The sequence below is a fragment of the Acetobacter sp. genome (genome assembly GCF_022483985.1).
Lineage (GTDB): Bacteria > Pseudomonadota > Alphaproteobacteria > Acetobacterales > Acetobacteraceae > Acetobacter.
In genome coordinates this window covers 31,136-54,340 of record NZ_JAKVME010000002.1, presented here as the reverse complement: position 1 = coordinate 54,340, position 23,205 = coordinate 31,136, and the positions used below count along the sequence as shown (strand labels likewise).

At 61.3% G+C, this 23,205-nt stretch carries 25 protein-coding genes and 1 pseudogene; 9 read left to right on the top strand and 17 right to left on the bottom strand.

The window, feature by feature from the left end; all coding sequences use genetic code 11:
- Positions 1-9 precede the first annotated feature (9 nt).
- Both LKE90_RS11995 and LKE90_RS11990 read left to right on the top strand, forming a co-directional pair.
- Entirely contained in the window at positions 10-1,986 is a 1,977-nt protein-coding gene (locus tag LKE90_RS11995) for a TonB-dependent receptor plug domain-containing protein (protein ID WP_291501511.1), read from the top strand.
- Positions 1,987-2,001: 15 nt separating this feature from the next.
- On the top strand, positions 2,002-2,421 hold the full coding sequence (locus LKE90_RS11990) for a MerR family transcriptional regulator (RefSeq protein ID WP_291501510.1): 420 nt from the start codon (positions 2,002-2,004) through the stop codon (positions 2,419-2,421).
- A 27-nt stretch (positions 2,422-2,448) separates the two neighbouring features.
- Here the strand turns inward: LKE90_RS11990 and LKE90_RS11985 are convergent, their stop codons facing one another.
- The 6 genes from LKE90_RS11985 to LKE90_RS11960 all read right to left on the bottom strand — a co-directional run bounded on the left by LKE90_RS11985 (position 2,449) and on the right by LKE90_RS11960 (position 6,587).
- Positions 2,449-4,188, bottom strand: coding sequence for a relaxase/mobilization nuclease domain-containing protein (locus tag LKE90_RS11985; protein ID WP_291501509.1), 1,740 nt, complete (start codon positions 4,186-4,188; stop codon positions 2,449-2,451).
- A 193-nt stretch (positions 4,189-4,381) separates the two neighbouring features.
- On the bottom strand, positions 4,382-5,065 hold the full coding sequence (locus LKE90_RS11980) for a lytic transglycosylase domain-containing protein (RefSeq protein ID WP_291501508.1): 684 nt from the start codon (positions 5,063-5,065) through the stop codon (positions 4,382-4,384).
- Entirely contained in the window at positions 5,062-5,403 is a 342-nt protein-coding gene (locus LKE90_RS11975; RefSeq protein ID WP_291501507.1) for a DUF736 domain-containing protein, read from the bottom strand. Before LKE90_RS11975 ends, LKE90_RS11980 begins: the two co-directional genes overlap by 4 nt.
- Complete coding sequence (locus LKE90_RS11970) at positions 5,369-5,704, bottom strand: helix-turn-helix transcriptional regulator (protein ID WP_291501506.1); 336 nt, start codon at positions 5,702-5,704, stop codon at positions 5,369-5,371. The genes LKE90_RS11975 and LKE90_RS11970 overlap by 35 nt, the downstream gene beginning before the upstream one ends.
- Before the next feature lie 96 nt (positions 5,705-5,800).
- On the bottom strand, positions 5,801-6,322 hold the full coding sequence (locus LKE90_RS11965) for a DNA -binding domain-containing protein (RefSeq protein WP_291501505.1): 522 nt from the start codon (positions 6,320-6,322) through the stop codon (positions 5,801-5,803).
- A 58-nt stretch (positions 6,323-6,380) separates the two neighbouring features.
- Entirely contained in the window at positions 6,381-6,587 is a 207-nt protein-coding gene (locus LKE90_RS11960) for a transcriptional regulator domain-containing protein (RefSeq protein WP_291501504.1), read from the bottom strand.
- A 271-nt stretch (positions 6,588-6,858) separates the two neighbouring features.
- Between LKE90_RS11960 and LKE90_RS11955 the strand changes: the two genes are divergently transcribed.
- A complete protein-coding gene (locus LKE90_RS11955; RefSeq protein ID WP_182975229.1) occupies positions 6,859-7,110 on the top strand; it encodes a helix-turn-helix domain-containing protein in 252 nt (83 codons plus the stop codon).
- A gap of 50 nt (positions 7,111-7,160) precedes the next feature.
- On the opposite strand, the gene LKE90_RS11950 is transcribed toward LKE90_RS11955, so the two are convergent.
- From LKE90_RS11950 to LKE90_RS11940, 3 genes are all read right to left on the bottom strand, one after another.
- Positions 7,161-7,478: a DUF736 domain-containing protein gene (locus LKE90_RS11950; protein WP_291501520.1), complete on the bottom strand. Its 318-nt coding sequence runs from the start codon at positions 7,476-7,478 to the stop codon at positions 7,161-7,163.
- Between the two features lie 647 nt (positions 7,479-8,125).
- Positions 8,126-8,524: a hypothetical protein gene (locus LKE90_RS11945; protein ID WP_291501503.1), complete on the bottom strand. Its 399-nt coding sequence runs from the start codon at positions 8,522-8,524 to the stop codon at positions 8,126-8,128.
- Positions 8,525-8,913: 389 nt separating this feature from the next.
- Positions 8,914-9,594: a DNA methyltransferase gene (locus tag LKE90_RS11940; protein WP_291501502.1), complete on the bottom strand. Its 681-nt coding sequence runs from the start codon at positions 9,592-9,594 to the stop codon at positions 8,914-8,916.
- Between the two features lie 315 nt (positions 9,595-9,909).
- Here LKE90_RS11940 and LKE90_RS11935 point away from each other — a divergent pair, with 315 nt between their 5' ends.
- Positions 9,910-10,707 carry a TIGR02391 family protein gene (locus LKE90_RS11935; protein WP_291501501.1) on the top strand — a complete coding sequence of 266 codons (798 nt, stop codon included), beginning with the start codon at positions 9,910-9,912 and terminating at the stop codon, positions 10,705-10,707.
- 81 nt (positions 10,708-10,788) lie between these two features.
- Here the strand turns inward: LKE90_RS11935 and LKE90_RS11930 are convergent, their stop codons facing one another.
- Together LKE90_RS11930 and LKE90_RS11925 are read right to left on the bottom strand one after the other, a co-directional pair.
- Complete coding sequence (locus LKE90_RS11930; protein WP_291501500.1) at positions 10,789-11,706, bottom strand: hypothetical protein; 918 nt, start codon at positions 11,704-11,706, stop codon at positions 10,789-10,791.
- A 341-nt stretch (positions 11,707-12,047) separates the two neighbouring features.
- Entirely contained in the window at positions 12,048-12,194 is a 147-nt protein-coding gene (locus LKE90_RS11925; RefSeq protein ID WP_291501499.1) for a hypothetical protein, read from the bottom strand.
- On the opposite strand from LKE90_RS11925, the gene LKE90_RS11920 reads away from it, so the two are divergent.
- Positions 12,193-13,899, top strand: coding sequence for a recombinase family protein (locus tag LKE90_RS11920; protein ID WP_291501498.1), 1,707 nt, complete (start codon positions 12,193-12,195; stop codon positions 13,897-13,899). The genes LKE90_RS11925 and LKE90_RS11920 overlap by 2 nt on opposite strands.
- 273 nt (positions 13,900-14,172) lie before the next feature.
- Here LKE90_RS11920 and LKE90_RS11915 read toward each other — a convergent pair whose 3' ends face one another.
- Entirely contained in the window at positions 14,173-14,775 is a 603-nt protein-coding gene (locus tag LKE90_RS11915; protein ID WP_291501497.1) for a TetR/AcrR family transcriptional regulator, read from the bottom strand.
- 76 nt (positions 14,776-14,851) lie between these two features.
- Between LKE90_RS11915 and LKE90_RS11910 the strand changes: the two genes are divergently transcribed.
- The 4 genes from LKE90_RS11910 (at position 14,852) to LKE90_RS11895 (ending at position 19,265) form a co-directional block, all read left to right on the top strand.
- Entirely contained in the window at positions 14,852-15,793 is a 942-nt protein-coding gene (locus LKE90_RS11910) for an SDR family oxidoreductase (RefSeq protein WP_291501496.1), read from the top strand.
- Positions 15,790-17,142 (top strand): MFS transporter, encoded by a 1,353-nt coding sequence (locus LKE90_RS11905; RefSeq protein ID WP_291501495.1) that lies wholly within the window; start codon positions 15,790-15,792, stop codon positions 17,140-17,142. Before LKE90_RS11910 ends, LKE90_RS11905 begins: the two co-directional genes overlap by 4 nt.
- Before the next feature lie 270 nt (positions 17,143-17,412).
- On the top strand, positions 17,413-18,081 hold the full coding sequence (locus LKE90_RS11900) for a DUF3313 domain-containing protein (protein WP_291501494.1): 669 nt from the start codon (positions 17,413-17,415) through the stop codon (positions 18,079-18,081).
- 227 nt (positions 18,082-18,308) lie between these two features.
- Entirely contained in the window at positions 18,309-19,265 is a 957-nt protein-coding gene (locus tag LKE90_RS11895) for a LysR family transcriptional regulator (RefSeq protein WP_291501493.1), read from the top strand.
- On the opposite strand, the gene LKE90_RS11890 is transcribed toward LKE90_RS11895, so the two are convergent.
- The 5 genes and pseudogenes from LKE90_RS11890 to trbB all read right to left on the bottom strand — a co-directional run bounded on the left by LKE90_RS11890 (position 19,237) and on the right by trbB (position 22,846).
- A complete protein-coding gene (locus LKE90_RS11890; RefSeq protein ID WP_291501492.1) occupies positions 19,237-19,428 on the bottom strand; it encodes a DUF2274 domain-containing protein in 192 nt (63 codons plus the stop codon). The genes LKE90_RS11895 and LKE90_RS11890 overlap by 29 nt on opposite strands.
- A gap of 2 nt (positions 19,429-19,430) precedes the next feature.
- A pseudogene (gene trbE, locus LKE90_RS11885) lies at positions 19,431-21,281 on the bottom strand (conjugal transfer protein TrbE); the annotation flags it as partial.
- Between the two features lie 7 nt (positions 21,282-21,288).
- Positions 21,289-21,555 carry a VirB3 family type IV secretion system protein gene (locus tag LKE90_RS11880; RefSeq protein ID WP_291501491.1) on the bottom strand — a complete coding sequence of 89 codons (267 nt, stop codon included), beginning with the start codon at positions 21,553-21,555 and terminating at the stop codon, positions 21,289-21,291.
- The gene (locus LKE90_RS11875) at positions 21,555-21,881 is read right to left on the bottom strand and encodes a TrbC/VirB2 family protein (protein WP_291501490.1); all 327 of its coding nucleotides are present in this window, start codon (positions 21,879-21,881) and stop codon (positions 21,555-21,557) included. The genes LKE90_RS11880 and LKE90_RS11875 overlap by 1 nt, the downstream gene beginning before the upstream one ends.
- Positions 21,878-22,846, bottom strand: coding sequence for a P-type conjugative transfer ATPase TrbB (gene trbB, locus LKE90_RS11870; protein ID WP_291501489.1), 969 nt, complete (start codon positions 22,844-22,846; stop codon positions 21,878-21,880). Before trbB ends, LKE90_RS11875 begins: the two co-directional genes overlap by 4 nt.
- Positions 22,847-23,205 lie beyond the last annotated feature (359 nt).

The following is a 23,205-nucleotide window of genomic DNA, read 5'->3' as shown; positions in this document are numbered from 1 at the left end:
AGTAGCTGGTTGGCACGAAACGCTCATTTTCACTGTCGGGTGCTGTGGGCCATTATTGCCCTACTGACGCTATCGACAAAGCCGTCAAGAGCGGACGAAGCAGGTGAACCTGGAAAAGGTGACAACGAGAAAAGCGAGGAGATTGTCGTCCACGCCACCCGTTCCGGGCGCAGCGCGGAAAAGGAACCTATCAAGGTTGAGGTGCTGGATCGGGAGGAAATCGAAGAGAAACTGATGATGACCCCGGGCAATATCGCCATGATGGTCAGCGAGACGCCGGGCATCAGAACGCAGATTACCTCCCCCACCCTGGGTGCTGCGAATATCCGCATCCAGGGCCTGAAGGGACGCTACACCCAGCTTCTCTCCGATGGCCTGCCGCTTTACGGCGGCCAGATGCCCGGTATCGGCCTGCTTCAGATCCCGCCGCTTGATCTCGGACAGGTTGAAATCATCAAGGGTGCCGCGTCAGCCCTGTATGGCCCGTCCGCGCTGGGTGGTGTGATCAATCTCGTCGCAAAACGGCCGGGCTCAAAGCCGGAAGCCGACATGATCGTCAACGGCACCAGCCGCAATGGCCAGGACGCCGCCATCTATGCGGCCACGCCACTCAAGTGGAACTGGAGCGGTTCCATCATCGCTGGCTATGACCGGCAGGCACGACAGGACCTTAATCATGACGGCTGGGCCGACATGCCGGGCTATGACCGGTGGAATGTCCGACCACGCCTCTTCTGGTCTGGATCGGGCGGTGCCTCGCTGCTGATGACGCTCGGCGCTATGACCGAACAGCGCAAGGGCGGCACGATGCCGGGACATGACGCGCCGGACGGTCAGGCATTTGCGGAGACACTCGATAGCAGGCGTATCGATGGCGGCATGGTCGCGGAGATTCCACTTGGATTAGGTGCCATCCATCTGCGTGCATCAGGAATGACGCAGGATAGCGATTATCGCTTCGGCCAGACCGTCGAGCACGACCAGCGACAAAGCTACTTTACCGAAGGCACTTTCACCGCCCGGACCGGCCATACATCATGGCTTGCCGGGGCGGCGTTTCAGGCGGATCTGTTCCGTTCTCACGAATTCCAGAACTTCAACTACAGCTACACCGTGCCGGCACTTTTCGGGCAGGTGGAGCAGGATATCACCAGAAACCTGACGCTTGCCGGCAGTCTCAGATGGGACGATCATAATCGTTACGGTTCGCGGGTCAGCCCACGCCTGTCGCTGCTCTATCGTCCCGGACACTGGACCTTCAGGGGTACCGTCGCCCGTGGCTTTTACGCGCCGACACCCTTTGTCGAGGAAATCGAGGAAGTCGGACTTTCCCGCCTCGAACCGCTGGCAAGACTGAAGGCGGAAACGGCCAACACGGCTTCCGTCGAGGCCGGTTACAAAGCCGGAGGGTTCGAGGGGGACATTACCCTGTTCGGCTCGAACATCAGGAATGCCGTCCGGCTGGACGACGACGGCGCAGACCGGGCCAGACTGGTCAACGTGGCGGGCCAGACCCGCACACGCGGCGCGGAATTGCTGCTGCGTTATCGATGGGAGGGATTCTCGGTCACGGGCAATTATGTCTATGTCAACGCGACCGAACCGTCACCTTCGGGAATCGGGCGCAGGATGGTGCCCCTGACGCCGCGTCATACCAGCGGTCTCACGGCGATGTGGGAGAAGGAAGATCGCGGGAAGATCGGTCTTGAGGCCTATTACACAGGCACGCAACTCCTTGAGGACAATCCCTATCGCACACGTGGCCATCCCTATGTTCTGATCGGTGCCATGGGGGAACTGATCCTGGGCCGGGTCACCCTGTTCGTGAACGCGGAGAACCTGCTGAATGTCCGCCAGACACATTACGATCCGCTCCTGTTGTCCCGCCGGGAGCCCGATGGTGCCTGGACGGTCGAAGCCTGGGCGCCGCTGGACGGACGGGTCATCAACGGTGGGATCCGCTACCATTTTGGCGGACAGGAATAGCAGCGGAGCAACGGGATGGCACTGACGATCGGGGAACTGGGCAAGGCGACCGGCACAAAAGTCGAGACGATCCGCTATTACGAGAAAATCGGCATGCTACCGGCCCCTCCCCGCACGGCTGGCAATTACCGCGTCTATGGCCCGTCTGAACTGGGGCGGCTTTCCTTTATCCGCCGGGCGCGGGATCTCGGGTTTTCGCTTGATCAGGTAAGCAACCTTCTGACTCTATCGAGCAATGGGAGCCAGGACTGCGCAAGCGTCGATCATATCGCCAGAGAGCATCTTGATGAAATCGATCGCAAGATTGCCGATCTCACTGCCCTGCGACGAGAACTACATATCCTGATCGACTCATGCGATGGCGGAAACATAAGGGAATGCAGAATAATTGAGGCACTCGGTCCTGATGATAAAAATTTAATGGCTTTTCTCTGATAACTGTTTTTTCACTTCATATGGTCATCACAGCCCAAGCTCACGTTTCCGCGCAAACGACCAGTCGATCCCTCCATCCCCGCGCATGATGCCCGATACTTCCCGCCCACGGTGTTTTTCCAGTGACGGCGACCATGGCACCAACTCGAAGCCCAGTCCGTCGTCGATCATGGCGAACCGGCCCGACGCCAGGTTGAAACGCTCACGATAGGTGCCCGTGACGGGATCGCCTTCGCTGCTCCGCCGGAACGGCATCCCTGACGTCACGGCGAGGCTCCGGCCCAGCGTTTCCAGCTCCCGCTGGCGCAGCGTGGCGATCAGGTTCCGGGCGTAGCGGATGCTTCCGCCGTCGCGGCTGGCCAGCCCCTGCTCCACCAGATGATCCGTCCGCTTTTCCATCGCCTCTTTGATCTCGGCGCCGAACCCCGTGGACGCCAGGGCAAGAGGCTCCCGCGCGATGGCCTGCCGGTCGAGCCAGGTGGCCCCCTGCGCCATCACCTGCCGCTCCAGCGTGACGTCCGAACGGACGGCCAGCGCGACACGGTCACGTCCCTGTTTGTCGGTGAAATGTCGCAGTTCCACGATGGAACCGACCGCCCCGTCGCCTGCGGCTTCGAGATGCGGCAGACGGACATGGTGCGTGCGTCCATCAATCCCATCGATCACCGCATAGGCCGTGCCGCGCAGCTCATCATCAAGGCCGCGATCAACCAGCCGGCCGATGACGGGATCGGTGGTATCTTCGGCGGCCATTACCCAGGATGACGCGGCACGGTCGATCTTCTGTTCCGCCAGCCCCCGATGGATCCGTTTGATGATATCGTTGCGCTCGCTGATCTCCCGCAGGGTTGCCTCGGCGCTCTCGTCCATCTGCCAGCGATCCGGCCCGACCTGGTGCGCCAGCCCCATGGTCTCCAGACGGCGCAGGCGACCCAGCTTCACGGTGGCGAAAGCGTCCGGCGTTTTGCCCGACGCGCGCCCGAGAACGATGACACCATCTTCCCCAGCGTCCCTCTGAAGCTGACGGTCCAATTGAGTCCAGCGGTCGGCATTCACCTGCCGCTCGACCGCCAGGTGGATGTCGTGATCGGTACGCGGCCCGAGTTCCAGCGTCACGAGATCCTGGGCACGGGCGCGCATGCCTTCGCGGATATAATCACGGGCGATCACCAGATCGGAACCGTCCTCCGCAACGCCCCGGACGATGACGTGCAAATGGGGATGTGCTGTGTTCCAGTGATCGACGGCGACCCAGTCGAGTTTCGTGCCGAGATCGGCTTCCATCTGCCTCATCAGATCGCGAGCGAAGGCCCGCAGGTCCGACATCTCCGGTGCGTCCTCAGGGGAGACGATGAAACGAAAATGGTGGCGGTCGCCGTCGCAGCGTTCGGCGAAGTCCGGGGCCCGTATGTCGTCGCTGTCCTTCCCGAACAGGTGGGCATCCTCACCGTCCCGCGTCACACCCTCCCGGCGGAGATAGCAAAGATGCGCCGCCAATGGTGTGGCGCGCGGCGCATGTCGCACGACGCGGGCCTTGATCACGACGCCCCGCGAACGGCTGGTCAGCAGGCGATTGGTGGCTTGAGCAGCGGCCCGGCCGCGCCCGAAACTGGAGCGGCGGCCAGAGGTGATTTTCCCCGTACGCGACACCCGGCCACCGGCCCGCTGCACCGACGCCAGCACCTGCGTCACGAAGGGCCGCGCCTGACGGGCGCGGGTGGAGCGGATGCGCCCCGGTCGAACCCGGAATTCCTCACCCCTATTCATGAAAAATGTCCTGCACCGCGCGGAATATCACGTCGGATCAAAGAGATGACACCTTGACGCGAGGTGCGGGAAATCCACGCACCTCGCGTCAAAACCTCAAAAACCCCGGAAAACAGCCACCCCGACCGGGCCGCGATGTGCGGCCTTTTATCCAGCCCTAACTTTTTCAGTCCTTTTCCGGGGTTTTCGTGATTCACTTCCTCTGCACCGCCCCCTGTGCCGAACCCACTCCCGGCGCGCTACGGACATGACCTGCGAAGAGCGCGGACGGGGTGAAAATCCCCTGCCCGGATCGGCTTAAAAAAATGCCCCGGGATGACGATGAAAACGCATTCTCGCTGCCGGAAATGAAGAGCGAAGCAGAGGCCCAGTCACGTGCTGGAGTGATGGAAAAATGCACGCTGAACGACGGGTCATTGATCAGCCGGGAGACAGACGCGACATATGAAACCGTCTCGGCTGGCAATGGCTGGCCGGTCGCCAGATGGTCGTCATAACGACCGGGACCGGCATTGTAGGCGGCGAGAAATCCGGCATCGCCGTAGCGGTCGTGCAGCCATCGCAGATAGGTTGCCCCGGCCGCAATATTGTCGTGCGGATCGAAGGGATCGGCACCTAGATTGAGCGTGCGCCGTACGTCCTTCCATGTACCCGGCATGAGTTGCATCAGGCCCATCGCGCCCGCACTGGAGACCGCGTGCGGATCGCCAGCGCTTTCGGCATGGAGGACGGCCCTCACCCATGCTGGCGGGATCGCGTTCCGTTCCGCCGCCTGATGCACCAGATCGTCGAAATCCTGCGCGCGGGCGATGGCTGGCGAGAGCGGCAGCGCGAGCATGGCAAGCATGCCGGCGGACATGGAAAACCGGCGACTCATTCCCGACCTCCCGGACGTTTCGTAGGTCGGTTCCACACCAGTTGCCATTCACGCCCGCCGCGCCCGGCCTGGAACAGCGTGGCGCGGATTGGCTGCATGAACGAGGGATCGTCCAGGAGCACGGACACGTACTCGCCAGCACGTTCCCCGGTGCGTTTCCACCCGGCACCGATCTCCAATGCTGAATCGCCATTACCGAGATGGATGCGGTAATCGGGGGCATGTTCCGCGCCATTGTTTTCCGCCGGCACGAAGGTCAGTTCCGCGTCCAGCGACAGGGTGCGCACCCGTCCGGCGAAACCATCAGGGGTGCGGGTGAAAAATCCGATCTGGCTCATGAGAGAAGTCCTTTCGGGAGTATGAAAACTCAATGGCTTTCGCCTGCAAGCGGATGATATAAGCGCGGGGATCGGACGGCATGGGAATGCCGCCACCGTCACCCGTGGAGAGCCGGACGTTCAGGTCGGCCCAGGCACAGAGATCTTCCACGGCATAGACGATCCGGCCGCCAAGCTGGCGGTAGAGCGGACCGGTGCCGCAACTCCGGTGTTTTTCGAGAGTGCGGATCGACAGGCCAACGAAATTGGCCGCGTCCGGGGTGCGCAGATAGCGCGGTGGCAGTGTCGGCTGGACACGCATGGGGTGTTCCTCCCGGTGGATCGGGCCACTGGCGGGATGCTGCGGCCCATGAGGGGACGCTGCCGGAAGACGTGCTCTGGGGAGGGATGACAAAGTTCAGGCCGCCAAAATGTCACCCCCCTGCTTCAGCCCCTGAAGGAGGGCGATGTGACCGCCGTTCTGGTAGAACGCGGCACCGTCGAGATCGCGATAGAAAGCCCGGTGCCATGAGCTGGCACGCCATTCGTTGCGGGACAGGTGCAGGATGCGCTCGCCGTAGATGCCCGCCGCGATCCGGCGCACTGTCACACCCATGCGCCGGCCGTCCGCGATGCAGAGCATGCGGACCTGACGCAGTTTCTTCGGTGGGCTCAGGCGCACGGTGGAGGGAGGAGGACCGGGCGCCTGGCCGACAAGCAGGCGGCCGAAGCGCGCAACGCAGGCCAGACGGGTCGCGAGGTGTCCATCATCGATGACGAACCAGGTTCCCGCCACATCAGGCTGCCGATCGACGACAATGACGATGCGCAGCGGACCCGCTGCGCTGTCCAGCACAAGATGGATACCATCGGGACCGTCATGTCGTGCCCGCGCGTATGGCGCGAGACGGGACAGGATGTCACCCCCGTCGCCACGCACGGCGACCTCCGGCGCGATGTCCGGATCCCAGAATGCGGGGGCAAGCCAGGCGGGGAGATCAGGATCGACAGGGAAAACGCAACCCCCAGCGACGGGCGAAGGCGCGCCATGCCTCGGCGTCAACCTTGCCCATCGTCATGGTTGCTGCATGATCGCGCCGATAGGCCGGATTGTGTCGCAGCCATTCCTGGGCGAGACCGGCAGGGTCGAGCCCGGCGTAGGCGCGACGAAGGGGTGCGGCATCCCACGGCCGGATTGTCGGCACGTCCCCCTCCCCCGATATGTCATGGATTCGACCCAGTATCCGGTGCAGGACCGAAACGGGTAGTCCCGAAGACTCAGGGAGGTGATCCCGAAAATCTTTGACCAGATAGGGATTATTTGGAGGAGGGAGGAAGATTCAGGCTACGCGGGCGGGAAATGTCGGTTTTTCCGGCATTACGTGATGCGCTCGGCACATCACTCCGGCGGGAGAGAAACCATCCGTGTATTATAATACGTAGCGCGATAATACACAAATCGTTCCTATCCTGCGGATGGACATCCGAGGACTTTTCGGCGCGAACGTGAGGCGCCTGCGACGCGCCGCCGGTCTCAGCCAGGAAGCCCTGGCGGAACGGATGGGCGTGGACCGCGCCTATATCAGCTGGATCGAGACCGGGCGCCAGAACGCGACGCTGCTCTCGCTGTGGCATGCGTCGCAGGCGCTGGGCGTGCGGCCGGCGGCGTTACTGGATGAAAGCCACGTTGTCGCGACAGAAGAGGCACCGACCGGCGGGAAGCCATAACTGGCCTGAAGAAGAAAGCCCCTCCGGCGAACCGGAGGGGCCGGGAGTGGTCAGTCCCCGTTGCGCGGACGCTGACGGCTCCAGACCAGGTTGTAGGCGCCGCCCTCCTCTTCGAAGAGGCTGGCGAAGATCGGACCGGGAAGGGTCGGATCGTCCAGCTTCACGCTGAGATATTCGCGCCAGTCCGTGGTGTGTTTGATCCAGGCTGCCCCGGCTTCGAGTTTGCCGATCTGGACCCGGAAGTTGGGAACATTGTCGCTGGCCCGGTTGGCTTCGGGCACGAAGCGGATACCCCGGATTTTGTGTGTCAGGGTGACGATTTCGCCTTCGTAACCCTCGCCGACCTTTTTGAAAGAACCGATGATCATTGTCCTGTCTCCTGGCTTGTATCGGGCCGCGACCACCACGGCCTCGATGGCCATCGACAGCCCGGAGGCGACCGGCGGCGCACCTGCTTGCAGGCCGGAGCAACGCGGAGGACGGCGGTACGAAACTTTGTTGATGCGCGAGGAATGGGCGCAGCCCAGGGGAAGAAAGTTGCGGGACGCCGTTGCGCCATAGCCGGGCGAGGCGCAGCCGGTCTTCGGGCAGATCGGCCATATCGAGAGGCCATGGTGTGCGGCACCGTCAGCCCAGTGGAGAGACAGGTCAGTCCGTCGTGTTCCGTAACAGGGGCTCAGGGTGTCGGGGGACATCCGTTTCCAGACAAAATACGGGTCGAACCGTATCCGTCGCCGGGAGAACCCGCTGGCCGGTACCATGTTCCCTGCCCTTCCTGCTCGACAGACCGGACGTTGACGCTAGGCCGCCAGTCACGCCGGCAGAACGACATGCGTTTTCCGCACCGAAGCTGGTCGCCGTTTTACTCCGGTTGGGACTGTGCCGGGCATCTCTCGCTGAAAGGAAGGCGCTGCCTATCCTGAACCCTGGTCCGCCCGTACTCGCGCAACGGGGACTGACCGCCCCACGCTGACCTTCTTGACCCGGTCGGATCAGGGATCCTGCCACCGGCAACTTACGCGGGCTGGATGGCACAGAGCCGTGTCCACGCCGCCCCGCCGACGCACAGCGCCCCGAAGGTCGCGAAAAGGTAGGCCGGGATAGTGCCCATATCGTCCACACCACTGAAACCCAGCGTCATGCCAAATCCCGCCAGCGCGGCCGGCAGGGCGAGCAGCGCGGACACGGAAACCCGCAGGGCGGGATCGCGCGAGGAGGCGAGGATCGCCTGACCGGTCGCCAGCACCACGATCCCGGCGGCGATGCCCGCGAGGATAGCATGGGCGCCGGACATCATGGCATGGTCGTAGAGCATGGTGCAGACCATCGCCGCCACGAACAGAGGCGCGGCATACACCGCGCAGAGAGACAGAAGCCAGCACAGGAAGCCAGCACAGGAAGCCGATACTGGCAAAGCCGAGGATAATACCGAGACCGAGCAGCATGGATCGCGTCCTTTCCACGAGGGGGAACACCACACACATGCCGCAACGATTCAGGAATATCCATCAAATAGACGTGGGGTTTCTGGATCTGTTTTCACGATCAGGGCAGCGCGCGGAGCGCGCCGGACTATGACCGAGGCGCCCCTGTTGGCGCCTTCCGCTCGCGCCGTGGACGCGGCGCGTTGCCCAGGCAGCGTTGCGGCCCCGGTACCAGAAATGCCGTCTTTCCGGCCAGGCCATCTGCGAGCCGGCCCCGCTGGCGAGCGCCGCACGCGCCGGGCAGCGGCGCGCCCCGCCGCCGGTCCATCGGGACCGGCGCGATTTTCCGGCCATTCGGTGAGGTGAAGAAGGGGGCAGCTTACGCCGCTACCCTCCCCGTCCCGTGCCAAGCTAGCCGGCGGATTGCCGTCGCGGCGTGGTCCGGGTCCAGTTCCATACCCAGCCAGTCACGCCCCATATGCTGCGCCGCCACCAGAGATGAACCCGAACCGGCGAACGGGTCCAGAACCAGCCCACCCACCGGGCAGAAGGTTTCCACCAGGGGAAGGAGCGCCGCCACCGGCTTTTGCGTCGGGTGCAGTTTATTGCCCGAATAGGGCATGTCGATCACGTCCGGGATGGGGCTTGCCGGGGGTGTCACGTTCCCCTTGGCCAGCAGGTAGGCGCTTTCATGTTCATACCGGAGAAACCGGGAAGAAGATGAATAGGACTTGCGAAAGACGATATGCCCGACCATGCGGAACCCGGCCGCCTTCCAGGCATCGGCAAACAGGTCGATACGGTTCCAGCCATAGAACGAAACGGCGAACCCGCCCCATTTCAGGACACGGTGCATCTGATTGAAGGCCGGCCGGAGCCAGCGCGCATTATCGTCGTTGCGCACCTTCCGCCCGTCCCTGCCCTGATAGTTCACCAGGTAAGGCGGGTCTGTCAGGATGAAATCCACCGCATTGCGGGGGAGTGTGCGCATAAGCTGCACGCTATCACCGTTGAGGATGGTATTGCGGAAATCGGTCGCCGTGTTCGTGTTGCCGGTCATGGTCTTTGCCCTTTGTTCCGCGAGGAACAGCCCCCGCTGTTCCTCTGCCTCGCGGCGAGCAGCGGGGGTGCAAACGGAGTGACGGCTTCGCGGGGAACCGGCTGCACGGAGCGCAGCGAAGGAAGCTGGGCGGAAGACGTTGCGAAGTGCGCCGGGGGCAGCGCCCCAAGTCTTCTCTATTGTTTTAGGATCGTCAGTTCGATGACGTTTAAGTTTGTGCTACATTACATAACCCGTTACGATTTAACGAAATTATTGCACAAATGCAGAATCTATTATCGGACCACCCACTGCCTGTGATCTATAAGGTTGAACATGGCTCTTTTCTCTCAAGATCAATTAGAAGCTATCGCGGATGCCCTAGGCGATACGACCGACGGCCTTTCAGGTTCTGAAATCCAACACCTCCTCGTATCCAGCAAGATGGTTGACCCCGGCCCACTGACGAAACGCATCCGCATCTACAATGCTTTCGTCGACTGTCAGAACCGTAAGCAAAATCGAACGAATGTTCTGGAGTTCATCCGCCTTGCGATGAAGCCAGCGCGTTACAGCCGTGAACCTCAACGATATGAGCCAATGAGAGCCCTGCTAAATCGGGCTCTGGCATTTTCTGGACTGGTGGTCGATCAGAGTGGCACACTCACCACTACAGAAGCCGCTCAGACTTTGCCCGAAGCCCAACGTCGCGCACGAGAGCTGAGAGCTGACCTTGAAGGGCGAGGTCTGCACCCGGACGTGCTGGCATTTTGCCGAAGCGAACTTCTCGCCGACAATTATTTCCACGCGGTCCAGGAAGCCGTGAAAAGTGTCGCAGATAAAATGCGTAATCGTACTGGCCTGACGGACGACGGCGCAGTTCTGGTGGATCGTGTGCTTGGTGGCAACCCTCCCCTTCTAGCGATCAATACACGGGCGACTGCAAGCGAGCGTAGCGAACAGAGCGGATTTGCCAATTTGGTGCGCGGTACGTTCGGGATGTTCCGCAACCCCACCGCACACGAGGCACGGATCCACTGGTCCATGTCGAAGGAAGATGCAGAGGACCTGCTCACCATGGTTTCCCTGATTCATCGTCGTTTGGACACCGCGCATATGCCACCTAGAATTTAAGCTCTAAATGGCCCAACTTCCCCAACAGAAGAAGTATCGCCCCACAAAATACCGCGCGAATATTTATCTCTTGGCCGTTTGTTATGCCGACCACAATGGGTCGTAGATCTTTTGCGGATGGTAATGGCCAACAATATGGTCAGCAGAGATATCCACAGCAAGGCTTAAAGCAGACCCTGCGCTGGAGTGTAGAGCATCCGAATTCAGCTCATCGACAAGCTCACAAAAAAGATGAGCGATGATTATCCCAGCGAATTCCTGCAACGTCGAGGCAGGTATGAACGCCATCGGTATATCGCAGACGAACATTGTCGGTCGCCCTATCCCTTTTAATAACCTCTTGGTCTCCCAAGTACTGGCCATGCGCATGCCCAAGCAATAAAGATATTCGCTGCCATAGATGAGATAGTGGCCGGAACCACCAGGTCGTGTGATGAGACTGCGCTCGTTTGCGCAGAAGTAAAGATGGCCTTCCCGGCCGCCTGGTGTGTCACGCGCATGAAGGTCGTCGATAGCCTTCTGAAGCCGGTCCTCTGTCGCATCTAGCGACTGGCCATTAAGAAAAATTGATCGCGCACGATCCTCTATTTCTCCCGCCCTGAGAAAGCGCAATCCATGTTTATAGAAGGATGACAAATCGTTCGTTCTTGTCGCGTGCCCAACTCGGAAAGCACGATATTCTTGGCGTAAGCGACTGCCGAGTAGATCCTTCGTCTGACAGATTTTGCCAGTAACATCAAAGATCAGGTCATCCAGCCAACTGAGATCGTCGGACGCAATCCATTCAGGAGACATTTGAACGAATGCCGCTTTCACATCAGCGGTAACGTAGTCACTCAGCAAATTCCATACACGCGCACGCCAAATGTCAACGAGAGGAAAGCAGAAAATATCCTCAGGTGGCGGCGACCGAAGCTTGAGGTCTTCCATAATTTCACGGTCCTCATGACCTGAGAACATTGGACCAGCCAACTCGCAAAAAGACCATTGGTAGTACATGTGTCCCTCCCCCATCTGCCACAATATCAGGCGGTCCTAATCTTCCAAAATCATTTACGATGGACAGGCCAAAGCAGAAGGGGTTCAAATTTTCTCTCCGTGCCACCGCCATACACCAGTATTTGTACGACGCGCCTGTATCCGGGACTACCCATAACTACGATTCCGTACGCTGGAACACGCACAAGCGCGACTTTCCATATTGCGTATTTCCATTGAAATAACAGTCATCTGTCCGGATCGTGTGTCTGTTTTCCTTGCCTTGCGGTCGGAAGAGAGCGACGATGACGGACAGACCCAGCCAGTTCATTGCCCCGGCGTATCGGCCGCCCGAGCCCGAATTACGGCTCGTCCTGAGGCCCAATGCCCCCGACCCGCGCCTGGTAACGCTGGTCCGCCTCATGGCCCGTCGTGCGGCACGGGACTGGTTCCGGTCGCAGCAACAGGAGCAGCGCCGCCGCTCCGGACCGTAAGGGATGCCTCGTCATGAAGGTCGCGCTCTACGCCCGCTATTCCTCCGATAACCAGCGCGATGCCTCGATCGCCGACCAGCTTCGGGTCTGCCGCACCCACGCGGAAAAACAGGGCTGGAGCATCGTCGAGGAGTATACCGATCACGCGATCTCGGGCGCCTCCCTGATGCGGCCCGGCATCCAGGCGCTGATCGCGGACGCACAGCGCAGCCGGTTCCAGATCGTGCTGGCCGAGGCGATGGATCGCCTCTCCCGTGACCAGGAGGACATCGCTGGCGTCTTCAAGCGCATGAACTATGCCGGTGTGCGGATCGTCACCCTCTCCGAGGGTGAGGTGTCGCATCTGCATGTCGGTCTCAAGGGCACGATGAATGCCCTGTTTCTGAAAGACCTGGCCGAGAAGACGCATCGCGGCCTGCGCGGGCGCGTCGAACAGGGCAAGTCCGGCGGCGGCAACGCCTATGGCTATGACGTGGTGCGCAGGCTCGACGCCAATGGGGAGCCGATCCGGGGCGACCGCACCATCAATCCAGCGGAAGCCGACGTGGTCCGTCGCATCTTCCGCGATTTCGCGGCCGGGCTGGGACCACGCGCGATCGCCTTCCGCCTCAATGACGAAGGCATCCCTGCCCCTGGCAGCGGTGCCTGGGGCTTCTCGACCATCAATGGCAACCGGCTGCGCGGTACCGGTATCCTCAATAATGAGATGTACGTGGGCAGGCTGGTGTGGAACCGGCAGCGTTTCATCAAGGATCCCGATACCGGCAAGCGCCAGGCGCGACCCAATCCGGAATCCGAATGGGTGATCCAGGAGGTGCCGGAACTGCGGATCGTCGACCAGGAGTTGTGGGACGCGGTCAAGGCGCGACAGGCCAGCGTCAGCGCCAGCCGGAATACAAGCGACACATCCTCGCCCGATCATTTCCGCGAGAAACGCCGCCCGCGCTACCTGTTCTCCGGCCTGAGCAAATGTGGCTGCTGCGGTGGCGGCTATTCCATGATCTCCGGCGCATTGCTTGGCTGCTCGACGGCGCGCAACAAGGGCACCTGCGACAACCGGACCAATATGCGCCGCGAGGAGCTGGAGCGCCGCGTCCTCGACGCCCTGCGCCACCATCTCATGAACCCCGACCTGTTCGCCGAATTCTGCACGGCCTTCACCACCGAGATGAACCGGCTGCGCATGGAGGCATCGGCCGACATCGGCGCGAGCGAGTCAGAACTGAAGCGGGTGGAACGCGACATCCAGCGCCTGATGGATCTCTACCTCTCGGAAGCTATTTCCATCGAGACGGTCAAGGAACGCGGATCGAAACTCGAAGCCCGGAAGGTGGAACTGACGGACTTCCTCGCGACCGCCGAGGCGCCCCCGCCCCTGCTCCATCCCCAGATGGCGGAGTTCTATCATCGGCAACTCGCACGCCTGCACGACATGCTGCATTCCGAACTGGGCGAGAAGCGCCAGGAGGCGGCCGAGGTGATCCGCTCACTGATCGAAGCCATCATCCTCACGCCATCCGACAAGGGACTACAGATCGACGTCCGGGGCGACCTTGCCGGCATCCTGACGGTCGCGTCAGGCGGACAAACGAAAACCCCAGGCCGTTTCCGGACTGGGGTTCATGATGCGTTCGCATCGCAAGTTCAGATGGTTGCGGGGGAAGGCAGCCAACGATACTTGCGATTGGTGGACCGCGAGATACCCCGTCTCGCCGCATAACCTAACAATCATACCAAAGTGCAAAGCCTATCGATATCCTCGTTAAAGGCGTCCTACCTCATATTTGTGTCAGCATCTCTCTCCGACGCCTTTGACCCCTCGGGGCAGATCACGAAAGCACATCATAACCGGTAAACTGGTAGCTACATCGGTCCAATCGTGCGACACCGTTTCCGAAAATCGCACCGCTGTCCGAGAAAAGCCCCAACCTAGAAACTATGTTTAGTTTCAGGATGAAGCACTCGGTCTGCCGGAAATTGCCACCAACGAAAATCAGACTTCGGCCTCCAGCGCGTCGAATGCTTCACGCACCAACGCCACGAGGGAGCGCTTGCCCCCCTCTCGACTAAAGGTGTCGAGCGAAAGACGCATAATCCCGATGGAAAGCATGGCAACCAGCCTGAGAGCAGCCCCCTGACCCGGCTCAGGCCATTTTTCACGCAGGGCCGCGAACAGCGTCCCCTCATGCTGGATATATATGACCGCCTTGCGCGCCTGGACAGCGTCACTGGAGCGCATCAACCGATCGAGGACAATCATCTCGTCAGCCGGGATCGGTGCACAAACCTTCACGATCGCATCGCGCACGGCGTCCAAAGGGCGCTTGTCCTGTGGTTCGTCCCTCACCGCAGCCGCAAGAATATCGCCCGTGCCCGCCTGCATGGTCAGCAGAATATCGTCCTTGGACTTGTAATAATAGAAGAACGTTCGCCGCGAAATGTCCGCAGCCGCCGCGATGTCATCAAGCGTCGTCGCATCATAGCCCTTCTCAATGAACAGGCGGATTCCGGCCTCTTTGATGCGTCGAGCGGTTTCGCGGCGTTTGCGCTCCCGCAGCCCTTCGCCGGGCGGACTCCTATCCTTGGTTTGAGTCATAAATTTCCCTTGGTGTAAAAACGCACTCGGTGTAGTGTCATTTTACACCAAGTGCGAATCTGTGGAAAGGCTGATCATGACACGATGGACTGTATCCGACATCCCGTCGCAAAAAGGCCGCTCGGCCGTCATCACCGGCACGAGGGGACTTGGTTTAGAGACGGCCCGGGCACTGACGCGAGCGGGCGGCGAGGTGATCCTCGCGGGCCGGAATCCTCAGAAGGGCATGGAGGCGGTCGCTACTATCCGCGCCGAAATTCCATCGGCGAATATCAGCTTCGAAGAAGTCGATCTCGCGAGCCTCAAATCCGTGGCGGCGTTCGCGGCACGGCTGCGGCATCAGAGAGACGGCCTGGACCTGCTCGTCAACAATGCGGCCGTAATGAACCCGCCAAAGCGCTTGGTAACCGAGGACGGCTTCGAACTGCAATTCGGCACCAATTATCTCGGCCATTTCGCACTCACCGCCCATCTCCTGCCGCTGCTGCGAAGTGGAAAGGATGCGCGCGTCGTCACGCTGTCGAGCATCGCCGCACGGGGCGGGGCGATCGATTTCGACGATCTGCAGGCACATCGGCGCTACAGGCCCATGCAGGTCTACGGCCAGTCGAAGCTCGCTTGCCTAATGTTCGCCTTTGAAATGCAGCGACGGAGCAAGGCCAGCGGCTGGGGTGTAACCAGCATGGCCGCGCATCCCGGCCTTTCCCGCACCGATCTTCTGGCTAGTGCTCCGGGTAGAAACGGGCGTATCGGCGTTCTTCTGCGGCTCCTGCGCCCCGTAATGACGCAACCCGTCTGGCAGGGCGCCTTGCCGACTCTCTTCGCCGCAACCTCGCCCGATGCGAAGCCGGGCGGGTATTACGGGCCGGACCGGGTGAGTGAAACGCGCGGCTATCCCGGCCCGGCCAAGGTGCCTCCCCGCGCGCTGGACAAGAGCGTCGCCGCAAGGCTGTGGGTCGAGTCCGAACGGCTCACCGGCGTGGTGTTCGGCTCCGGCGATGCGCGGGGCGTCAAATGAAGGGCGATCTCCTGCCCTGGGCGTCTCCTTCTCTGGAGCGCGCGCCTCCCGCGTCCGTCCCGTCGTCGGAAAGTTATGCTTCCGGTCGGGAAAGCTGGGCGCTGCTGTCGATCCTGCTCATCGTCAACATGCTTTGCCAGATTGACCGGATACTTCCCTTCATCCTCGCGGAGCCGATTAAACGCGAGCTCGGCCTGAGTGACACCCAGCTTGGCCTCGTCACCGGCATCGCTTTCGCTGTCTGCTATGCACTCATGTCACTGCCGCTTGCGCGTGCCTCCGATCGCGGCTCGCCGAGGCGTGTTCTGATCCTGTGCATCCTCATCTGGAGCGTCATGTCCTCACTCGGTAGTCTCGCCGCGAGTTTCCTCTTTCTGGCAGTTACCCGGTTCGGCGTCGCTCTCGGTGAGGCTGGCGCGACTCCCGCAGCACATGCATTGATTGCTCGCCGGATCAGGCCCGAACACCGTGGGCTTGCGATCGGCATTTTCTCGATGGGCATTCCGCTCGGCACGATGGCGGGCTTCGCCGGCGGCGGAACGATCGGCGACAGGCTGGGCTGGCGCGCGGTGTTGCTGGGAGCGGGCGTCATCGGCGGATTGCTCGTCATGTTGACGATTGCCATCACGCGATCCACGCAGCCGCTCAGGCGCGAAGCAATAGACAGAGAGCCATTTTTGCAATCAAGCCTGCACCTGTTGTCATCCCCGGGGTTTCGTTGGCTGTTCATCGGCGCGGTTATCGTCGGCTTCGCCGCAACGCCGTTCTATGCCTTCGCGGCCCCCTTTCTCATGCGCACCCACGGCTACACCGCCAGCGAAGTCGGACTGACCTTCGGGCTGCTACAAGGGCTGATGGGCCTGATCGGGACAGCCATAGGCGGACCGGGCTTCGACCGCGCGGTCCGTTCCGGCACGGGACGGGTGCTCGCTCCCCCCGCTTTCTTGTTGCTCATCGCCAGCGTGACGACGGCAGCGGCGCTGTTTGTCCGAACCGGCTGGCTGTCCATCGCCCTGCTGGTGCCGGGGATGCTGTCCTTCGCCTTCATGCTGCCGTGGTCTTTCGGCGCCGCGCATCTGGTTGCCGGACCGGGCAGGCAGGCAATGGCGTCCAGCCTCGTGCTGATCGGCTCCGGCCTGCTGGGACCGGCACTCGGCCCCGTGATCGTCGGCGCGGTGAGTGATGCGGCGACGGCGGCCAAAGTGCCCAATGGGCTTGGGTTTGGACTGCTGGTCGTTCCTGTCGCAAGTGCACTGACGGGAATCTCAATGCTGATCGCGAGCCAGCGCATCGACGCGTTGCGATTACAACAAGCGTCAGCCGCAGGTCTCCGAACAGGTGATCGATAGCTGGCGGCACTTCGGCGATCCCGTGAGCCCCCGCTTCAGGGTCAACACCGTCAGTTTGATCTGCAACAGAATACACGACGCCGGGAAAGGCTCCCCAAACAGAAAGTATGATCGTCGACGCATTCAAAAATCTCACCATCTTTCACGACCTGTCATCGGCAACAGATATAGCGGCACATCTTCAGAGGATAACGAAAAATGTGGTACAGATTAAATATAGAGCACTATAGACACGCTTTGATGGCCCTATGTGGAATTGGTGCTGTCCTAATGCTTGACGGATGCACAACCGCTGATCCGGTAAAATATACCAGTTTGCAATCCTCTTCCCAATTGTCCCCCAAGGAAAAAGGGGAATTTAAATACCAATATACCGCTTCAGACGCTGATTTCTCCAAATATAAGTCGGCAATCATTGATCCGGTTGAGATATATCATGGAGACGATGCTCAATTTGGCGACACATCAGGAAAAGATCAGCGTTACATCGCTGATTATATCGACAAAATATTCCCTAAGGAAATATCAAGGGACTATAATCTGGTGCAGTCGCCTGGACCCGATACTCTTCGTTTTCACATCACACTGACAGGCGTCAAAAAAAGCATCCCCGTTCTCTCGACGCTTTCTCATCTATCGAGCGTGGGTCTTGTTGCGAACGCTGGCCTGCAGGCAGCCGGTGAAAATGGCACGGCCTACGGTGCGGTTTATTATGCGGTCGAGGTTTATGATGCCGCGACATCACGCCTTCTCTACGCTCACGTGACTTTGCAAACCCCAGACGCTCTGGATTTCACGGCAAGCTTTGGCTATCTGGACGCGGCGCGAGAAGGCGTGCGCATTGGAGCCCATCATCTCATCAGAAAAATGGAGAGCCTATCCAAGAAACCAGCCACAAATATTCAGGAATCAACAGGATCTATAGGAAATTTAAAGTAGATAAAAATACAACGTAAAAGCCGAAATTAAATTTAGGGAATAAGACAGTCGTACACACGACCGTGGAAGAGCCATTATCGCAATCATTGAACAAATTCACAGCAGCCTGACTGTAGGAAAAATCCGAGCGCGTGACGCAGATGACAGTCCAGTGAAAGACATAAAATACAGCACAGAGAAAAAGGAGGCCTACGTGACCACGATGATCAGGCGAATACGCGGGAAGCTTGGCTTGTTTTTCCTGGGCGGGCTTATCGTATTTCTTGTCCGTGGGGAAGAAATTTTCGAAAAGCTCTGCTCAAATCATGCACAGCGCAAATCTTGAATATTTCCGATTAGCTGTAGAGGCTGGCAGCCTGACGCGGGCTGCCGGACTTCACGGCGTGAGGGTTTCGACATTGGCTCGCGCCATCAATAAACTCGAAGATGAGTTTGGTGTTACCTTACTGGAGCGAAGCCACGCCGGTGTTCGCCTGACAGTAGCTGGTGACTTGCTATTCCAAAGAATCGTCACCCTGCTTGATGATCTGGACGAAGTCAGGACCTTATGCCAAATGCTTGGAGCAGGTCGCCGTGGTATCGTTCGGATCGGTACCCTACTCCCTCCGGTTGGTGTCCAGTTCAGGCTTGCCCTATCGGTCTGGAAGTCGAAAAATCCTGATATAAGAGTAATTTTTTACGAGATGGGAACATGCGATCTTCGATCCGCCTTGTTTCGTCGTCGAGTGGACGTGATTTTTTCTACGCCTTTTGCTAAATCAGAAGCGATTGAAACACTTCCATTTTGCAGCGAGAGCTTGATGGTAGCGCTGTCGAGCGAACATTCTTTGCATCGATATCAGAGTATTACGCCGGGACAATTGCAAAATGAGATTTTCTTGGTCCAGGACTGGGGGCGCAATCATAGCGTAAGGGACCATTATACGAAGATTCTTGGCACGGATGTGACCATCGAAACGCATCCTGCGGGAAAGCAATCCGTTTTCGCGCTGGTGAGCGCAGGATATGGCATGACGCTTGCCGTCCAGAGTCAGGCGGAACGAGGCTTTCCAGGCGTCATTTTCAGACCGCTTCGGGAACGTGATGCCCACCTGCCCATTCGCCTCGGCTGGGATGCCGATCGCCAAGATGCGGTTACGGGCCGTTTCGTTGCCTTTATCCGCGATTTTGTTCGGCAGCGCTGATTCGAAGACGTCTGGCTTTGGAAAAGGCCCTATCCCCTTCCATGAAGCGTGAAAGCATCGGTGGGATCAGCTTTGCCGGCACGATTTCGGCCTGACCGCTCTCACTTGCCAACAGGCGCCCGTATTCGACCAGATCGCGATGCACCGCGGCAGGCAGTTCCACCGTGAGCCGATCAGCCCCTCGATCTCGAAGGCCTGGATATCGGCGACGCCCAGCCGCTCGTGCTCAGCATCGAGCAGACTGCCCCACGGGCCACCAACGCAGTAGGGCTGCAATGCCTGCTTCAAGGCCAGCGACTGGAGCAGCGCCGACAGGCCGGTGATGGTGCGTTCCGCAACCGGGGCCGAGGCCAGCGAGGTCAGTGCCGACCACAGATGCTCCTTGAGATCGGGCGCGACAGTGACGCCCTCGCGCTCCAGCAGGCTCGCCACCCACTCCGCCGCCCAGGCCCGTTCGCCCGGCTCGTCGATCCGCGCCAGCGGCTGCAACGCGACGGGATCGTTCCCGTCCTGCGCCAGCGCGCCGCCGAGATCGTGCCAGTCCCCGCCCATTGCCTGGGTCGCCGCGCGGATCGAGCCGCCGAAATCGAAGGCGAAGATCCGGGCGTTTGCATAGCGACGGAACTGCATCGCCATGAAGGCCAGCAGCACCGACTTGCCGGCCCCGGTCGGCCCGGCGATCAGCGTGTGGCCGACATCTCCGACGTGGAGTGCAAAGCGGAACGGGGTCGAGCCTTCAGTACGGGCATAAAATAACGGTGGCGCGTCGAAATGCCCGTCACGCTCCGGCCCCGCCCACACGGCGGAGAGCGGGATCATGTGCGCGAGGTTCAGGGTCGAAACGCAGGGCTGGCGGACATTGGCGTAGACATGGCCCGGCAGACTGCCGAACCAGGCTTCGAGCGCATTCACCGTCTCGCGCATGCAGGTGAAGTCGCGGCCCTGGATGGTCTTCTCCACCAGCCGCAGCCGATCGGCGGCGATGATGGGATCCTCGTCCCACACCGTGACGGTGGCGGTGACATAGGCCTGGCCGACCTGATCGGTGCCGAGTTCCTGCAACGCCGCATCGGCGTCGGCAGCCTTGTTGGCGGCATCGGAATCCAGCAGCACCGAGGCCTCATTGGTCATCACCTCCTTGAGGATGGCCATGATGGATTTGCGCTTGGCGAACCATTGCCGCCGGATCTTGCCCAGCACCCTGGTCGCATCGGTGCGGTCGAGGCAGATCGCCCGCGTCGACCAGCGATAGGGAAAGGCCAGCCGGTTCAGCTCGTCGAGCAGCCCCGGCCAGGTCTGGGTCGGGAAACCGGTGATGGTGAGCATGCGCAGATGGGCGTCACCCAGGCGCGGCTCCAGACCGCCGGTCAGTTCCTCGTCCACCAGGATGGCGTCGAGATGCATCGGGATTTCCGGCACCCGCACCCGCTGCATGCGCGTCGAGATGCAGGAATGGAGATAGGTCAGGGTTTCGCCGTCATCGAGCCAGTCGGCTTCCGGCATGAAGCCGTCGAGTAAGGCCAGCACCCGGTCGGTCTGGTCGATGAAACCCGCGACCACCGCCCGCCAGTCCGAGCCGCCGCGGGCGCGGTTCTCGTAGAGCCACGCTTCCGCGCGGGCGGCATCGTCCGCCGACGGCAGCCACACCAGGCTCAGGAAATAACGGCTCTCGTAATGCGCGCCTTCTTCCTCGAACTGTGCCCGGCGCTCCGCATCCACCAGTTCGGACGCGGGATCGGGAAACGGGCCGGACGGATAGCCGCGCGCTTGCCGGCGCTGTGCCTCGACGAAGAGCGCCCAGCCGGAGCCGAGCCGGCGCAGGGCGTTGTTTAGCCGCGACGTGATGGCGACCAGTTCGGAGGCGGTCGAGGAGTCTAGGTCGGGACCGCGAAAGCGCGCGGTGCGCTGGAAGGCGCCATCCTTGTTCAGCACCACGCCTTTGACGACCAGCGCCGCCCAGGGCAGGAAATCGGCCAGCCGGTCGCGGCGATGGCGGTATTCGGCGAGGTTCATCATCGCGCCCTCACCCGACCAGATGGGTGGGATAGCGCAGATGCCGTCGCACCACGTCGACGAAGGCGGGATCGCGTTTTGCCGCCCAGACGGCGGCGAAATGACCCACCAACCAGAAGATCCCGCCTGCGATCCACAGCCGCAGGCCGAGCCCGATCGCGGCGGCCAGTGTGCCGTTGACGATGGCCACCGTGCGCGGCGCTCCGCCGAGCAGGATCGGCTCGATCAGAGCGCGATGCACCGGGGCGGTGAAGCCGGGGATGGCGTCGGGCTCCATCAGGTCCGCGCCCCGCCCGCGAAGGAGAAGAAGGACAGGAAGAAGCTGGACGCCGCAAAAGCGATCGACAGGCCGAAGACGATCTGCACCAGACGGCGGAAGCCGCCAGAGGTTTCCCCGAAGGCCAGGGTCAGGCCGGTTACAGTGATGATGATCACCGACACGATGCGCGCCACCGGCCCCTGCACGGATTCCAGGATCTGGTTGAGCGGTTCTTCCCAGGGCATGTTCGAGCCTGCCGCGTAGGCCGGGGCCGACAGCAGGGCGAGCGACAGAGTCGAGCCGACCATGGCGAGATGGCGGCGCACAGTGATCATGCGGGTCATGACGGATCTCCGGCGGGTGTGAGGATGTAATCGCCCTCCAGGGTCAGGCCCCGGACCGTGGCGAGTTCGGCCAGCCGACGCGCGCTGCCGCGCCCGGACAGCACCGCGATCACGTCGATGGTCTCGGCGATCAGGGCGCGCGGGACAGTGACGACGGCTTCCTGGATCAACTGCTCCAACCGACGCAGCGCCCCGATAGCGGACCCCGCGTGCAGGGTGCCGACACCGCCGGGATGGCCGGTGCCCCAGGCCTTGAGCAGGTCGAGCGCTTCCGCTCCGCGCACTTCGCCGATCGGAATCCGGTCGGGGCGCAGGCGCAGCGAAGAGCGCACCAGGTCGGAGAGCGAGGCGGCGCCGTCTTTGGTACGCAGGGCGACCAGATTAGGGGCCGTGCATTGCAATTCGCGCGTGTCTTCGATCAGCACCACCCGGTCGCCGGTCTGTGCGATCTCGGCCAGCAGGGCGTTGACCAGCGTGGTCTTGCCGGTGGAGGTGCCGCCGGCGACCAGGATGTTCTTCCGCTCGCCGACGGCGCCGCGCAGAAACTCTGCCTGTGCGGCGGTCATGATGCCGGCAGCCACATAATCGTCAAGCGAGAACACCGCGACCGCCGGACGCCGGATGGCGAAGCACGGTGCAGCCACCACAGGGGGCACCAACCCCTCGAACCGCTCCCCACTTCCCGGCAGTTCGGCCGAGACGCGCGGGCTGCCGGGATGCACCTCGACCCCGACATGATGGGCGATCAGGCGGACGATCCGCTCGGCATCGGCAGGTGCGATCCGGGTGCCGGTGTCCTCCATCCCGCCGGCCAGTCGGTCGATCCACAACCGACCGTCGGGATTGAGCATCACCTCGACGATCGACGGATCATCGAGATGCCCGGCAATCGCCGGGCCGAGCGCGGTGCGCAGCATGCGCATGCCTCGGGCGATGGCTTCGGAACGGAAGGGAGCGACGGACACTATGAACCCCGCGATTGGCCTCCCGTGAGAGGCTGTGGATCAGCGGGGTTGATTAAAAAGAGGCAGAAACACGGGAGCGCAACAAGTCTCTGGGGCCGTAGGGCGCCGGGATAGAAGAACTTGCGTAGGGGTGGGCTGCCGTTTGGGCGGTGACGGGACGAAGGGGCGCTCCTACGGTTTCCGGAACCGCCGTCTTTGCGGACGCCCGAACGTCGCTCCTTGCTTCCCTGAAGCGGACTGCGGGGATGAGCTGGCGCTAATCCCGGGGCGGTTCAGTTTGCCGATTTGGCTGATGGAGTGGGGCGGGCAACATTTAGTAAAAAGAACGGGCTGAGCAAAAGCGACGGAAGACTGGGTGC